This window comes from Chitinophaga pollutisoli, assembly GCF_038396755.1.
GTDB classification, from domain to species: domain Bacteria; phylum Bacteroidota; class Bacteroidia; order Chitinophagales; family Chitinophagaceae; genus Chitinophaga; species Chitinophaga pollutisoli.
On sequence record NZ_CP149822.1, the window covers coordinates 5,738,763 to 5,753,322 of the forward strand.

11 protein-coding genes and 1 riboswitch are annotated in these 14,560 nt (G+C 57.1%); of the genes, 9 read left to right on the forward strand and 2 right to left on the reverse strand.

From position 1 onward, the window contains the following. The first annotated feature begins 96 nt into the window (after positions 1-96). From WJU16_RS24455 to WJU16_RS24470, 4 genes are all read left to right on the forward strand, one after another. On the forward strand, positions 97-1,194 hold the full coding sequence (locus WJU16_RS24455) for a Gfo/Idh/MocA family oxidoreductase (RefSeq protein WP_341835978.1): 1,098 nt from the start codon (positions 97-99) through the stop codon (positions 1,192-1,194). Between the two features lie 87 nt (positions 1,195-1,281). Beyond that, positions 1,282-2,073 (forward strand): ABC transporter permease, encoded by a 792-nt coding sequence (locus WJU16_RS24460; RefSeq protein WP_341835979.1) that lies wholly within the window; start codon positions 1,282-1,284, stop codon positions 2,071-2,073. Positions 2,074-2,082: 9 nt separating this feature from the next. Beyond that, on the forward strand, positions 2,083-2,859 hold the full coding sequence (locus WJU16_RS24465; protein ID WP_341835980.1) for an ATP-binding cassette domain-containing protein: 777 nt from the start codon (positions 2,083-2,085) through the stop codon (positions 2,857-2,859). Between the two features lie 3 nt (positions 2,860-2,862). After that, positions 2,863-3,909: an MlaD family protein gene (locus WJU16_RS24470; protein WP_341835981.1), complete on the forward strand. Its 1,047-nt coding sequence runs from the start codon at positions 2,863-2,865 to the stop codon at positions 3,907-3,909. A 90-nt stretch (positions 3,910-3,999) separates the two neighbouring features. Here WJU16_RS24470 and WJU16_RS24475 read toward each other — a convergent pair whose 3' ends face one another. Further along, a complete protein-coding gene (locus tag WJU16_RS24475) occupies positions 4,000-4,992 on the reverse strand; it encodes a helix-turn-helix domain-containing protein (RefSeq protein ID WP_341835982.1) in 993 nt (330 codons plus the stop codon). 110 nt (positions 4,993-5,102) lie between these two features. Between WJU16_RS24475 and WJU16_RS24480 the strand changes: the two genes are divergently transcribed. From WJU16_RS24480 to WJU16_RS24500, 5 genes are all read left to right on the forward strand, one after another. Next, positions 5,103-5,345, forward strand: a complete 243-nt coding sequence (locus tag WJU16_RS24480) for a hypothetical protein (RefSeq protein WP_341835983.1) — start codon at positions 5,103-5,105, stop codon at positions 5,343-5,345. Positions 5,346-5,356: 11 nt separating this feature from the next. After that, positions 5,357-5,791 (forward strand): VOC family protein, encoded by a 435-nt coding sequence (locus tag WJU16_RS24485; RefSeq protein ID WP_341835984.1) that lies wholly within the window; start codon positions 5,357-5,359, stop codon positions 5,789-5,791. Between the two features lie 383 nt (positions 5,792-6,174). Beyond that, a complete protein-coding gene (locus WJU16_RS24490; protein WP_341835985.1) occupies positions 6,175-7,218 on the forward strand; it encodes an LLM class flavin-dependent oxidoreductase in 1,044 nt (347 codons plus the stop codon). An 84-nt stretch (positions 7,219-7,302) separates the two neighbouring features. Continuing rightward, positions 7,303-7,370, forward strand: a riboswitch (Fluoride riboswitch). Between the two features lie 36 nt (positions 7,371-7,406). Further along, positions 7,407-8,699: a voltage-gated chloride channel family protein gene (locus WJU16_RS24495; protein ID WP_341835986.1), complete on the forward strand. Its 1,293-nt coding sequence runs from the start codon at positions 7,407-7,409 to the stop codon at positions 8,697-8,699. A 16-nt stretch (positions 8,700-8,715) separates the two neighbouring features. Continuing rightward, positions 8,716-9,126, forward strand: coding sequence for a DUF6157 family protein (locus tag WJU16_RS24500; RefSeq protein WP_341835987.1), 411 nt, complete (start codon positions 8,716-8,718; stop codon positions 9,124-9,126). A 1-nt stretch (position 9,127) separates the two neighbouring features. On the opposite strand, the gene WJU16_RS24505 is transcribed toward WJU16_RS24500, so the two are convergent. Then, positions 9,128-14,431, reverse strand: coding sequence for a CHAT domain-containing protein (locus WJU16_RS24505; protein WP_341835988.1), 5,304 nt, complete (start codon positions 14,429-14,431; stop codon positions 9,128-9,130). Between the last annotated feature and the right edge of the window lie 129 nt (positions 14,432-14,560).

Sequence of the window (14,560 nt, forward strand, 5' to 3'; positions counted from 1 at the left end):
TGTTTGATTTCGCTTCAATGTAACTGTTTTGAAACGGGGTGGGAGCGAAGAATGTTACATTTTTTTAGATATTGGTCTGGTAAAACCCATCAGACCATGCAGCTCCGACCGATTTTCCTTTTACTGGCGATATTTTCGCTGTTGACGCAAGCCCTCCGTGCCCAGGAGCCTCCGCTGCACGTGGCGGTGGCTGGCATTTCGCACGGCCATTCCGGCTGGATTCTCGGGCGCACGGGTAAAACCGACGTGATCGTGGCCGGGATCTGGGAGCCGGATACGGCCCTCGCGGCTAAGGCGCAACGCCAATACAAGCTGCCCGCCAGCCTTTTTTATACCAATCTCCCCGCCATGCTTGATGCCGTGAAGCCTGAAGCCGTGCTGGCATTCGGGTCGGTATATGCGCACCTGGAGGTAACAGAAGCCGCCGCGCCCCGGGGGATCCATGTAATGGTGGAGAAACCGCTTGCCGCCAACCTGGGCCATGCCCGGAAAATGGAAGCCCTGGCCCGGAAGCACCGCATCCATCTGCTCACCAATTACGAGACCAGCTGGTATCCCTCCGTGCATACCTCGCTCCGGCTCGCGGCCGACAGCAACCAGGCCGGAACCATCCGCATGGCGCGCTTCAACCACGGCCACCAGGGCCCTAAAGAGATCGGCTGCGGCCCCGAATTCCTCGCCTGGCTCACCGATCCCGTGCTGAACGGCGCCGGCGCACTCAACGATTTCGGTTGCTATGGCGCCAACATTATGACGGCCCTCATGCGCGACCGGGCGCCTGTCTCCGTTTCCGCCGTAACCCGGCGGTTCAAGCCCGACGTGTACCCAAAAGTGGACGACGACGCCACCATCGTTGTGGATTATCCCGGCGCGCAAGCCGTGATACAGGCTTCGTGGAACTGGACCTTCAACCGCAAAGACATGGAGGTCTACGGCGACAAAGCCTCCCTTTCCGCCCCGGACGCCGCCACCCTCATCACCCGCGGCCCCAACGGCCGCCCGCAGGAGCGTAAAGTGACGCCGGAAGAAGCCAAAGTCTACACCGATCCCTTCGTGTACCTGGCGGCGGTAGTGCGTGGCAAAGAAACCGTAGCTCCCTGGAGCCTCTATTCCCTGGAGAATAATGTGATGGTGGTACGCATCCTGGAAGCGGCGAAAATCTCCGCCAAAATAGGAAAATCCGTCCGCCCCTGATATTGAGGCACGACATTTGCCCGGGCTTCTTCAAATGTTAACAATTCCTCTGCGGAAATTGTAATAGTATTGGATAAAATGCAGCACATGGAACCCAACGATCAACCGGAAAAGCCAGTCATTTCTACTAAGGTGGACGCTTTCTTTTTAAGCGTCTACGATATCTTCCGGTTTATCAGCCGCTTTTTTCGTGAAGTGCTGCGCCCGCCGCTGGAAGTGCAGGAGTTCATCCGGCAATGTTTTATGGTCGGGTATAAGTCACTCGCGCTGATCAGCCTCACCGGATTTATCACCGGCCTCGTATTTACCAAGCAAAGCCGCCCTTCGCTGGCGGAATTCGGCGCCACCTCGTGGTTGCCTTCCCTCATTTCCATCGCCGTAATACGCGCGCTGGCGCCGCTTGTAACCGCGCTCATCTGCGCGGGTAAGGTAGGCTCCAGCATCGGTGCCGAACTGGCGTCCATGAAAGTGACGGAGCAGATCGACGCTATGGAGGTGTCGGCCATCAATCCGTTCAAATACCTTGTGGTGACGCGGATCCTGGCCTGTACCGTCTGCCTGCCGCTCCTCATGTCTTACACGGCGCTCGTAGGCATGATGGGGTCGTTCCTCGACATCCACCTCAACGAACAAACGAGCATCACCGCCTTCTTCGCCAAGGCTTTCGCCAATATTTCCTTCCTCGACCTGTTCTCCTCGCTGTTCAAATCCGTTTGTTTCGGGTTCACGATCGGCGTGGTGAGCTGCTACCAGGGCTTCAACGCCTCGCAGGGCACTACAGGCGTGGGCAAGGCGGCCAACGTGGCGGTGGTGATTTCCATGTTCCTGATATTCATCGAAGAGATCGTGATCGTTCAGATCATCAACTCGATCCGGTAAAATTTGTGTATGAAAAAATTTACGCCAGAAATAGATTGGGATGACGTCGTCATCAGCATCCGCGGGCTTTTCAAGTCCTTCGGTTCCAATCACGTGCTGCGCGGGGTAGACCTCGACCTGTATAAAGGCGAGAACATCGTGGTGTTGGGGCGCTCGGGAACGGGTAAATCGGTGCTCATCAAGATCATCGCCGGATTGTTGAAACCCGACGCGGGCACAGTCAACGTTTTGGGGCAGGAAGTTCCCGCTCTGGGAACCGCCGAGCTCCGCGAGCTGCGCCTGAAACTGGGTTTCTGCTTCCAGAACGGCGCGTTGTACGACAGCATGACCGTCGGCGAAAACCTCGCCTTCCCCCTCAAGCGCAATAATCCGAAAATGACGGCCGACCAGCGCCGCCGCCTCATCGATATCGTGCTGGACGCGGTAGGGTTGTCGCAAACCATCAACCAGATGCCGGCCGAACTTTCCGGCGGTCAGCGCAAGCGCATCGGTATCGCGCGGACGCTCATCCTGCGGCCTGAAATCATGCTGTACGACGAGCCCACCGCCGGCCTCGATCCCATCACCTGCACGGAGATCAACGATCTCATCAACGAAGTGCAGAAAAGATTCAAAACCAGCTCGATCATCATCACCCACGACCTTACCTGCGCCCGCGCAACGGGCGACAAGATCGCCGTGATGAAAGAAGGGAAATTCATCCGGAAAGGAGATTTTGAAACAGTATTTTCCGATAACAGCGACGAGCTGATCCGGGAGTTTTATGATTACAATTTCACTCAGTAAACCATGGACGATAAAAGCACAAAAAGAGGCGTAGTCGTAGGCATATTCGTGTTCATCGGATTGCTCATTTTCGTTGCGGGAATCCTCATCCTGGGCGGACAAAAGAAAACTTTCATGTCGAGCCTCGGCGTGGTAGCCGTTTTTCACGACATCGGCGGCCTCAACAAAGGCGATAACGTTTGGTATTCCGGCGTAAAGGTCGGTACCATCAAATCCATCAGCTTCATGGGGCACGACCGCATCCTGGTGAAAATGCAGATCGACAAGCGTTCGCGCGAATTTATCCATAAGGACGTGATCGCGAAAGTAAGTTCCGACGGGTTGGTGGGCAATAAAATCATCGCCCTCGCGGGCGGAACGGCGGGCGTGCCGGCGGTGGAAGACGGAGATACGATTGCAGTGGCCACCGCCATCAGCAGCGACGAGCTCCTGGAAACGCTGCAGGTAAATAATAAGAGCCTCGTCGAGATCACGGGCAACCTCAAAACGATCACTAAGAAGATCGCCGACGGCGAGGGATCGCTGGGGCGTTTGATTTCCAGCGATACGGTATACAACGATCTGAAGGGAACGATCGCCAGCCTGCAAACGACCGCGCAGAATACCCGCCGTCTCACGGAAAACCTGACCGATTACACGTCGAAGCTCCAGCGCAAGGGGACCCTTGCCGGCGACCTGGTGTCCGATACCGTCGTGTTTGCACGGCTGCGCTCATCGATGGGCCGGATTGAATCCGCGTCGAAAGGGATCGATAGTGTGATGCATAATTTACAGTCGGCCAGCGCCAGCGTGAACGACAACCTGCAAAGCGATAAAACGCCGGCGGGTTTGTTGCTCAATGATGAGAAAACGGCCGAATCCCTCAAGACCACGATCCGCAACCTGCAATCCAGCACTTACAAGCTGGACGAGAACATGGAAGCGTTGCAGCATAATTTCCTGCTGCGCGGTTTCTTCCGCCGCCGCGACAAAGCCGAGCGCAAGGAGCAGCAGCGCCTTGAAAAGGAAGCGGAAAAACAGCGGAAGGATTCTGCCCGTGCTGCGCAATAATGTGAAATCAATCTGAAGTTATTGAGAACGGCTGCCCTGAGGCAGCCGTTCTTTATCTAAGCAATAATATCTTATGTAATCAAGTGGCGGTCAGTAACGCGCCGGCATGGGAACGTTGCGGTTGTACTTTTTGCGGTATTCCACGGGAGACAGGCCAGTGGTGCGTTTGAACAGGGTACGGAACGCCTTGTTGTCGGTATATCCCACTTCAAACATCACTTCGGTGATATTTTTCCTGCTCGTTTCGAATCCTTTTTTCGCCGCTTCGATCTTCACCCGCTGGATGTATTCGGTGACGGTGTTGCGGGTGGCTTTCTTGAAGCGCCTTTCGAGGCTGCGGCGGCTGATGGCGAAGTGCGTGGTGAGCTGGTCTACCGTAATGCGCTCCGCGAAATTGGATTCGATATACGACTGGATTTCCTTGACGGAGTCGTCCGGATGGTCTTTTTGCCCTTTGAACATAATAAACGCGCTCTGGCTGCCGCGGTCGATTTCGATGGCGAAATATTTGGAGCAAAGGATGGCGAGGTCGCGGTTGGTGTATTTTTCTACGATATGCAGCAGGAGGTTGTAGAAGGAATTGGCGCCGCCGCTGGAATAGGTGCCTTGTTCATCGGTAATGATGCGGTCGGGCACGAGTTCCACCTTCGGGAACATGTCGCGGAAAAGCGCTTCGGAGAGCCAGTGGGTGGAGCATTTGCGCCCATCGACCAGGCCGGTGGCGGCGAGCAGGAAAGCCCCCACGCAAAGGCTCGCCACTTCCGCGCCGCCCGCATGCTGCTGCCGGATCCAGGGCAGGAATTCACGGTTGGCTTCGATCACTTCATCCATATCGCCATTTACGGCGGGGATGATGATCAGGTCGGTTTTGGCAACGTCGGCGATGGTGACATCGGGCTTCACGGAAAACAGGCGGTCGTAAACCTGGGTGTCGCCCGTCATTCCCACCAGCTGCACGGAAAAAAGCGGGTCTTCATCCGTTTGCCGGAGGAATTCATTGACCTGGGAGAACACGCGGAACGAGCCGTCGATACAACCAAGCGCTACTGCGCCTTTCGGGATGAGGATGGAGATATGCTTCATATTTCAAAAATAAGCGAAAATTTTGTCGCAATCCACCCCGCATTTTGCCTTTTTTACACCCCGTCTTTCTGAACTCCGCCTGCTATTTTTGCATTATCAATTCCCCACCGATGGTAGAAGTATTCAAAACAGACGTAGATTCGACCGCCTCCGCCCGGCGCATTACCGCGGCCATCATGGAGGCCATGGAAGGATGCCGCGCCAACTTCGACCTTGAAGACTGCGACCGCATCCTGCGCGTTTGCCGCGATAGCGGAACGGTGGACGCGGAAGCGGTGATCGCGCTGGTGCGAAAACATGATTATTCGGCGGTGGTCCTGGAAGATATCGTAACACAATCTATCACCTCATAAAACCTACACTCATGGCACACATGAATCCTTACCTGAACTTCAACGGGCAGTGCGCGCAGGCGTTTGAATTCTATAAATCCGTGCTGGGCGGCGAATTTACGCAACCCGGTATCATGCGGATGAAAGACGCGCCGCCGAATGAAGAATACCCGCTCGATCCGAAAGACGCTGACCTGGTGATGCACGTGGCACTGCCCGTCGGCAGTAACATCCTTATGGGCAGCGATTGCCCGCCGTCGTGGGGGAGCGTGGAGCAGGGAACGGCCAGCAATATTTCACTGACAACCGCCGATGAGGCGGAAACCAAAAGGATTTTCGACGGCCTCGCCGACGGCGGGAAAGTCGCCATGCCGCTGGGCCCTACGTTCTGGAGCCCGATGTTTGGCATGCTGACCGACAAGTTCGGCATTCAATGGATGGTTGGCATGGAGCACAAACAGCAGTAGTCGCAAAATGTTCGTATTCCCGCTTGTTGTCAAAATAATACCATCAACCTGATCGCTCTCCGGGGAAGATTCGACGATCCTTCGATAATCCTTCGTCGATCCCTCGTTCAAACACCCTCAAGCCCGTACTGCGAACGAACGCGAACGAAGAATGAACGAAGGATGTCGGTAGGATGTCAGCAGGTTTTGCGTCCGATATGGGGATATTTCTTCATATCATGGTCTGCCATCCCGTTTTTGATAATGTTATTTTAACTTACATGTACCTGCCCGCCGGTGTTACCGGACGGGCAGGCTTTTATTAGGTTAAACAACTTACCTGGAGGTCACCGGTGGCCGCCGGAGTTTCTGTTTCACCTATTTTTGCAGTTCAAACCGGAACTATGGAATTAGGAATCAGCTCATTCGGAGAAATCAAGCCGGAAGGCGTCAGCGGCGGCGCCCGCGCATCCTTCCTCGCCATGCAGGAACTGATCGCGGAAGCGCGTTTGGCCGACCAAACAGGGCTCGATGTGTTCGCGCTCGGCGAGCATCACCGCCCTGATTTTATCATTTCCTCCCCGGAAGTCGCCCTTGCGGGCATTGCTTCCGTTACGGAGCATATCCGCCTGTCGAGCTCGGTTACCGTGCTTAGTTCCGCCGATCCTGTGCGCACCTTCCAGCAATTCGCCACGCTCGACCTCATTTCAGGCGGCCGGGCGGAGATCATGGCCGGGCGGGGTTCTTTTACCGAATCTTTTCCACTTTTCGGTTTCAGCCTGAGCGACTACGATCAGCTGTATATCGAAAAGCTGCAAATGCTCATGGAGATCAACGAAAACGAGATACTCACCTGGAAGGGGAAATACCGTGCGCCGGTGAGCAACCGCGGCGTTTATCCCCGGCCATACCAGGCGGCGTTACCTATCTGGATTGCCGCCGGCGGCACGCCGGCTTCGGCGGTGCGGGCGGGCAAGCTGGGGCTGCCATTGATCGTGGCCATCCTGGGCGGGCGCCCTTCGCAGTTCGTGCCTTTCATGAACTTGTACAAAAAAGCAGCCGAAGAAGCCGGGCACGACCTGTCGAAACTGCAATTCGGCATCAACAGCCAGCTGTACATAGCGGAAAATTCCGACCAGGCGGCGGATGAGTTCTGGCCTTCTTACGAAACACTCATGAACCGTGTGGGCCGTGACCGCGGATGGCAACCCATCACCCGCGAACAGTTTGAATACCTCCGCCTGCCCGATGGGCCGCTGTTCGTTGGCAGCGTGCAGGAAGTGACGGACAAAATCCTCCACCAGCACAAACTTTTCGGCCACACCCGATTCCTGGGACAACTGGTGAAAGGGTATATCGAACCCGAAAAAGTACTTCGCTGCATTGAATTGTTCGGCACCCGCGTGGCGCCAGCGGTACGCGCTGCGCTCGGAAAAATGTCTTCCTGATCCCATCGCTTATGGCATTCCACTGGCTTGTTGATTCCCCGCAACGGGGCTTGACAAGCCAGTGAATATTTCCTACCTTGCATGCATTCAACAGGAAATGGTGTCTTCCTGACCCAAACCGCTGCTTCGCAGCTGATGGCGCCTGCAAATACTAACGGCTTCGGCCGATGTTAAAACTATTTGTAGGTATGCACAAACAGCCATCTTCCGACCCCATTGACGTATTCAGGTCCCGGTTTCCTTATGCGTATTATCTCATCATCGCAGTGGCCGTTTCGTTTTTTATCGGCTCGGCCGTAGCGCTGTTCCTGATACTGCTGGATCTTACGACCGTCACGCGCCAGGCGCATCCCTGGCTGTTGTACGGGTTGCCGGTTGCCGGGGTTTTTATCTGGTGGGTATACCATCGTTTCGGCAAGAATTCCGCCGCGGGCAACAACCTCATCATAGACGAGATTCACGCGCCCGGCGGCGGCGTTCCCCTCCGTATGACGCCCCTCGTTTTATTCACCACGCTCATCACACACCTGTTCGGAGGTTCCGCCGGGCGGGAGGGCACCGCTGTCCAAATGGGCGGCAGTATCGCTTACAGGATCGGGGGATGGATGAAGCTGGATGCCGGAGATATGCGGATAATTCTCATGATGGGCATTGCGGGCGGTTTCGGGGCCGTTTTCGGCACGCCCGTGGCAGGAACGGTGTTTGCGCTGGAAGTGCTGGCGATCGGCAAACTGGGCGACCTTAAAGCCCTAGTGCCTTGTGCAGTCGCAGCGTACCTGTCGGACCGGGTATGCCAGTTTTGGGGCGCGGGACACACGCATTACGCCATCGGTTTTGCCGGCGGGTTTGACGGGAAGCTTCTGGGGTGGGTGCTCCTGGCCGGTGTCGCCTTCGGATGCGCCAGCCGGCTGTTCTCCTGGTCCATGCACCGCGTCAAAGACTTATCCGGCAAGCTGTTCGTGGCAACGCCCTGGCTCATGCCCTTCGTGGGAGGTTGCATCATCATCGGCCTGGTATTTATAGCCGGAACGCAAGATTACCTCGGGCTGGGCGTTACAGCTTCGCATGCCGATGGCGTCTCAATCGTTAGCGCATTCCGGGAAGGCGGTGCGGAGCCGTTCAGCTGGTTGTGGAAACTGGCATTTACCGTGGTGACCCTGGGCATGGGGTTCAAAGGGGGAGAGGTGACGCCGCTCTTCTTCATCGGTGCCACGCTGGGGAATGCTATCGCGCTCTATGCGGGTGTGCCGGTAGACCTGATGGCGGGGCTGGGATTCATCGCGGTGTTTGCCGGCGCCACCAATACGCCGGTAGCCTGTACCCTGATGGGCGTGGAACTGTTCGGCCCGGAAAATGTGGTATATTTCGGAGCGGCATGCCTGATGGCGTATTATTTCAGCGGTCACGCCGGTATCTATTCCTCCCAACGGGTTATCATTCCAAAATTCGGATGGGTGAAGAAAGATCCGCGTCACCCGTAACGCAAAGCATTTCACCATGAAAACCACCAATTACTTCAACACCTTTATCGAAGTGGCGGACGATTGTCCGGTGGCGGAAGGGGAGATCCCCCGGGCCAGGAACGGCAAAGTAACTGTTGCGTCGTACCAGTTCGATATGATCCTGGCACATCCCTACAAATATACTTCCGACGATATCCTCTTCAACCAATACGCCGATAAGGAAGGCCTTGCCGGCCAGGCGCGGAAAGACGGCCGCAAAGCATACTTCCAGACCGGGCGTGCCTGCCTGCGTGCTTCTCCGCTCGGAAAGCGCTATGGCTGGGGCATTCACTACGACGCCGAGGGCCGGATCGCCATCTATGCGAAAGGTACGCCGGAATACGATCGTTTCAGCAAAGACCCGCAACTCCAGCACACAAAAGCCATGCGTTCCAAAAAAGCCTGATTTACGGGAACAGTTTACGCAACGGATCCAGTTGTTGCCGGGCGTTTGTGGCGCGGGTGAGCCTGTTTTTTCCCGCCATCGACAACACATCATCAATAAAATCGAACAAACCCGCATCCGCCTGTTTCATGACGGGGTGCGCCGCTTGTTGCCGTGCAGTCTTGTAAGCCGCTTCTGCTTCCTGGTAGCTGGTGGCGGAAGGTTGCAGGAAGTGCAACCCCATCAGGATGTGCGCTTCCGTGACCAATTGGCGGTAGGCCTGTCCGCCGAGCTGATCCACCGGTGATTTGCGGTGCTCAAGGAGCAGTTGGCGCAATTCCGCCACGGCGGCCTCTTTCGATGGCCCTTGCGACCCCGCCACCGACAGGGCGTTTTGTAAAAGGTAGTAACATCCAAGGCTATACGCTTTCAGCCCGTTATGCGCAATGCCCGCGGCTTCCCGGTAACAATCCGCCGAAGCACGGTAAGCGGCTTTTTTCGCTTTTCCATGACTGAGGAACGCTTTGCGTTTGTAAGCGCTGCCGAGCAGGTGCAACCTTTCCGATGTGGCGCCCATTTTCCGGAGGAAGAGAATATCGCCAATAACGCGATCCACGTCCTGCAGGATGGTATCGCTTTGCGCCGGGTTGTCGCGGTATTGCTGCATGAGGGATGCCAGGCGCACGGCGCAGTAGCGTTCCATCGTTGCGCCGGAGAAGCTGGCCGTTTCTGTTTGCAGCAGTTGGGTGAATAGCTGGATGGCGGACTCGAACTGGCCGAGGCTCGCATAAAGCAAGGCCTGCAGCTCGGTGATGGCGGGCGTGCGGATCTTGTTCTCATCCACCTGCCGGCAAATGTCTTCCACCTGCCGCAACGTTCTTTGTACATCGCCGTCGCCCAGATCGAGGGCGCTGAGCATGTTGGAAAGCATAATCTCAGCATCGTCGGCCAGCAGCAGCGGTTCGTTTGGTTTGCCCGAATGGCTGCCTGGTTCCATCACGTAAAACGGATCGCCGTAGCACTGGTATGCGCCCCAGGTATTGGTGCGGTGGCCATGCAGGTCAAAGATGTGTTTGCGCGCGGCTTTCACGGCGTCGCCAAAATTCTTCCCCTGGAACATTTCCTTGTAAAACCGCCCGGTGAAGTCCAGTGCCGCTGCATCGTCTACCGCCCATCCCGCTACGATGACTGCACGTACGCCGTTGTTGATCAGTTGCGTGCCGAAGTTGGCTGCCAGCTGATAACGTTGCTGGTAGCGGGCCTCGGCGGCGCCGTTCATTTCACCGAGGAAGCAGCAGTTGACGAACACGAACTCGGGAACGGTGGGCAGCTGGTCGAGGTGCGTGGTGTTGAGACAGGTTTCTGCCCCGATGAGCATGCCGCTTTTGAGATAGTTTTCAGGATCGAAAACGCCATGCCCTGCGAGGTGGATGATCTTGTAGTCGCGGGCGAAGAGCGCGGATAGGATGTCTGCATCCGACGCGTTGAGCAACGGCCAGGTATTGTAATCCTGCGCATCGAGGAGCTGCTGGACTTTGGCCCCTTCGTGCCGGGCGCCCGGCAATTGGCCATAAGTGCCTTTCAGATCGGGATCGGCTACGATGAGCGCAGTGCGCGATACAACGGGATTGATGCGGATACGGTAATCCTTTGTGGCCAGCTGGCGTACCATCCCGGCGTTGACACTGAGCGGCTGTGTGTCGGTCAATGCGTCCTGCAACAGTTCCCAGGGATATTCCGCCGTTTGGGTATCCACGATCCAGTTGATATTGCTCTGGCGTTTGATCTGGTCTTTAAAATCTTTAGGGATCAGCATTTCGAACATGGACTTGGCGAGCTGGGGATTCCAGCGGTTTTGCCCGCTCATGGCGTTCAGCAGCGATTGCATGCCGCTCCGGGAAACGTGCAGGATGCGCTCCTCTTCCCGCGCGGCGTCGGTAGACATGGTGAATCGCAATTCCCCCGCGCCGTCAGTTTTGTCCCTGTCTTCGATATGCCGCACCTGGATGCGCGTCCACCAGTCGCTGTTATTGTCGATCAGCATGCGTTCCCTGCTGCCGGGGCGCTTTATGATGGTGCGGTTTTTCCAGAGGATGTGCAGCTGTTTCTTTTCTTCTTCGTCGATATGATTGATGGCCATGAAGCAACCCATGGCCCTGTCGCGGAAAAGCTCGATAAATTCTATCTCGCCTACCGTAATAGCGTTGTCGTAATTGTCGCGGATTTTGTCGTTGGCATGCTGCACGCCCGTGATCACCGCGCGCACCGAGCTTTCGATACTTAAACCGCCATACCCGCAACCGATGGCCAGTGTGCTGATGCCCACGGTGCGTTTTGGCGTGGCTACCGAAGCTGGCACGGCGATCGGGCTGTTGAATGCCGATAAGTATTTGAGTACCGCTTTTTCCACCGTTTGCGCCAGCAGCCATGGCGTCAGTTCGCCTTGCCGTCCGAGTCCCGCGATGATGGCGCCTTTGAAGGGCGCCGGATTTTCCACGATGAACAGTTCGCTGGTGCCCGGGTCGCCGGGGTACAGGCCCAGTCCGTGCCGACGCGCGAGTTCGCCGTGCAGGAAATAGTTGATGGCTTTTTCGGCGGAGAAAAGCCCGTCGTTCAGAAAGTGCCCCACCAGCACCGGGTGCGCCGCAAATTTGCAATCGCCGTTGCTAAGGGAAATGGTGATGGGGACGGCGCCTTCGCGGTAAATGGTGTCTTGCGGGAGGCCGAGCATGGAGCGTTCGAGGTTTTCGGGGGAAATGCCGAAGGCCACGGCCGCTTTTTGCGGCTTCGGCTTCGCGGCGCCTCCGATACCGCGGGCTTCCGGGGGCGTGTTGCGCAGCAGGGTGGTGGACCCGTTGCGGAGGATTTCCTTGATGGCGGTGAATATCCGTTTATCGCATGGCAGCGCGCCGTAGGGAACGCTGGTGTAGTATTGTTGTTGCTGGCGCTTCAGCTCTTCCGGGATGGCGCTGTCCCAGGTGGAGCTGCCGTCGCCGCCCGGTTCGCCGGTGAACTGGATACGGCCATCGGGCAAATCGCGATATCCGTCGGGCGTGAGGTGGCCGGGAGGCGCTTGCCCGGCGATGTATGCCACGCCCGCGTAAGTGGTATGCCGCATGCCTTCGCTTACTTCCTGGCGGTATTGGGCGAAGGAACGGAGATCGTTTTCCGAAGGTATCGGCCATCCGGGTTTTTGCAACGCGTGGCGCAGTTTTTCCCAGGTTTTGACATCCGCGAAATCATCGATGGTGGTGGCGGTGGGCAGGAGGCACAACAATCCCGGGAGCCCAGCGAACACTTCGGTGAGCTCGGCGGTGGAGTGGTAGAGGTCGAGGCCGGCGAGCTGGCGCATGACGGCGTCTTCCCCAAACAGCAATTGCGGAATGCGGTAAGTGCCGCCCAGGGGGCTTCCCAGCAAGAGGGCGCTGCACGCGCCCTGGGCGCGCAGGGCTTTCCAAATTTCCGGATGCCGGTATATCAGTTCGCGGACGAGCAGGCCCCCTGTTCCGTGGGCCACGATTTGCACATGGATGCGTCTTTGCAGAAGGGTGTGGATCTTCTCCGCCAGCAATGCGCCGGTATCTACGGGCGAGCGTCGCCAGTCGTAGGGAAACGTGAGCACGTCGTGCGAGTCCGACAGCGCATCGGCCAGCTCAGTATAAGCGGATGAAGGCAATGCTTCTGCTTCTATCTTCGTGTTCTCCATGGAAAGCCTTGTGAGCCCGCCTTTCAGCAGAACATCGTAATCCGGCCAGAGCGTTTCCTGCCCCTCGCGCAGCCAGCTGCCTAAAAGCCCGGGTATAAGTATTGCCACCGGTTTGTTGCCGGTAACCTGGTCGCGGGTAAGCTTGCCGCCCGTGGCAATCCCTGACCGCAGGGCGTCGCCTTCCATCTGCGAACCGGTATTGAATCCCGCTACCGTTCCGCTGCCGTCGTATTGCAATGCCAGCAGCATGGCCGAAGCGGAGCCGCTGTTGGAGAAGTAATTGAAATGGCTCGCATTGCCGCCCTGGTCCAGGAAATATTGCACCCGGTTTGCTGCCCTGCGGGCGCCGTTGTGCATGGAGGCCGTATCTACCACCAGGTCGTTTCCGGTCCGGAAGTACAATTTTCCCAGGATCGCCGCCAGCCCGCGCCAGCTCACGCCCGCGCGGCTGATGCCCGAAATCACGTACAACGGTGCGTCGATCGTTTCTTCCGGCCCGGGATTATTCAACGCGCGGATAAACGGCGAAGCAGGCTGCTGCGCCTCCAGGCCGGGCAGGGAATCCGGATCGCCTTTTGCCGCGACCAGCGCCGCCAGCAAGGCCTTAAAAGCCACTATCGCCGGGTGGAATCCGGTGGCCATGCCCAGCAAGTTCATCACCACATTGAAAAAATGATCCAGCCGGCGCGAGGCGAGCAGTGTGCCGCTCGCCGGACACGCGACCCGCACGGTTTTGGCTACGCTGATTTTTTTATATGGCAAAATGCCGTCCAGCGCCCGTATCGCTGTCAGATCGCCGGTGCGGTCGTATTTCTGTAAATATTCCTTTTCAAGTTTTGTAAATCCTGTCCGCTTGCTTTCTTCCGCATACCGGGCGAGAATATCGCCGATGAGCCCGCCCCGCGAGTGCGTGACCAGGTGCAACGCCGCGCCCTGCGGCAATAGCGCCGCCAGGATTTCAGCGTTTTGCAACGGCGATTGCGTGAGCGTCCGGTGCTGGAAGGCGAGGATGCGGTTGCCGTACATCTTCCGTAAACTTCGCCAGATTTCCGTGCCGCGGAGTGCGCCGAAAGCACCAGCGAAACTGGATGCCGTGCCGTGAAGAAAGAGCAGGTACGGCGTGGCATCGCCATCCATGAATTGATCTTCCTGCAAAGTAAAATCGTCGTTTACGAACATCAACCCGTATTGCCCGTCCGTTTGTTTATCTTCCAGGCTGACCGCCAGGTCACGGATTTTCGGTGCGGCTTCTTTCTTGATGAAAACCTCCAGCAGCTTAATCCCCAGGTCGGGCAGCGCGCCGCGCTCCGGCAGATCGGATGGGAGCGTGGAGGGAAGGCGGTAAACAACATTTCCATTCCGTTCCTGCACCGGCATATCCGGGAACAGGGACTCGAGCGACAGCGGATCGCAGAACCAAACCGTTCCATCGTCGAGCGTCAGGGATAAAACGTGATGGTCTTCCAGGGCAAGGATATGCGCGTCCTGCGAACCGCGTTCCACGCTGCCGAGCTGATAGGCCACCTCGCGCTCCAGGCCGGGCACTTCTTCGGCCGAAACCAGGATCTCGCTATTCGCCGCGATGCGGGTGCCGTAAATATGCAATTCATGGATAGGCATGCTGATATGCGTTTTAGGTTAACGGGATGCGTTATGGGGTAATTACCTGTTATGAAATGTGTTCAATTGCCGGCAGGCGAAAGCTGGCTGCCGTGGGGTGATTTGCGGCAAAAAACGACCGTATGCACC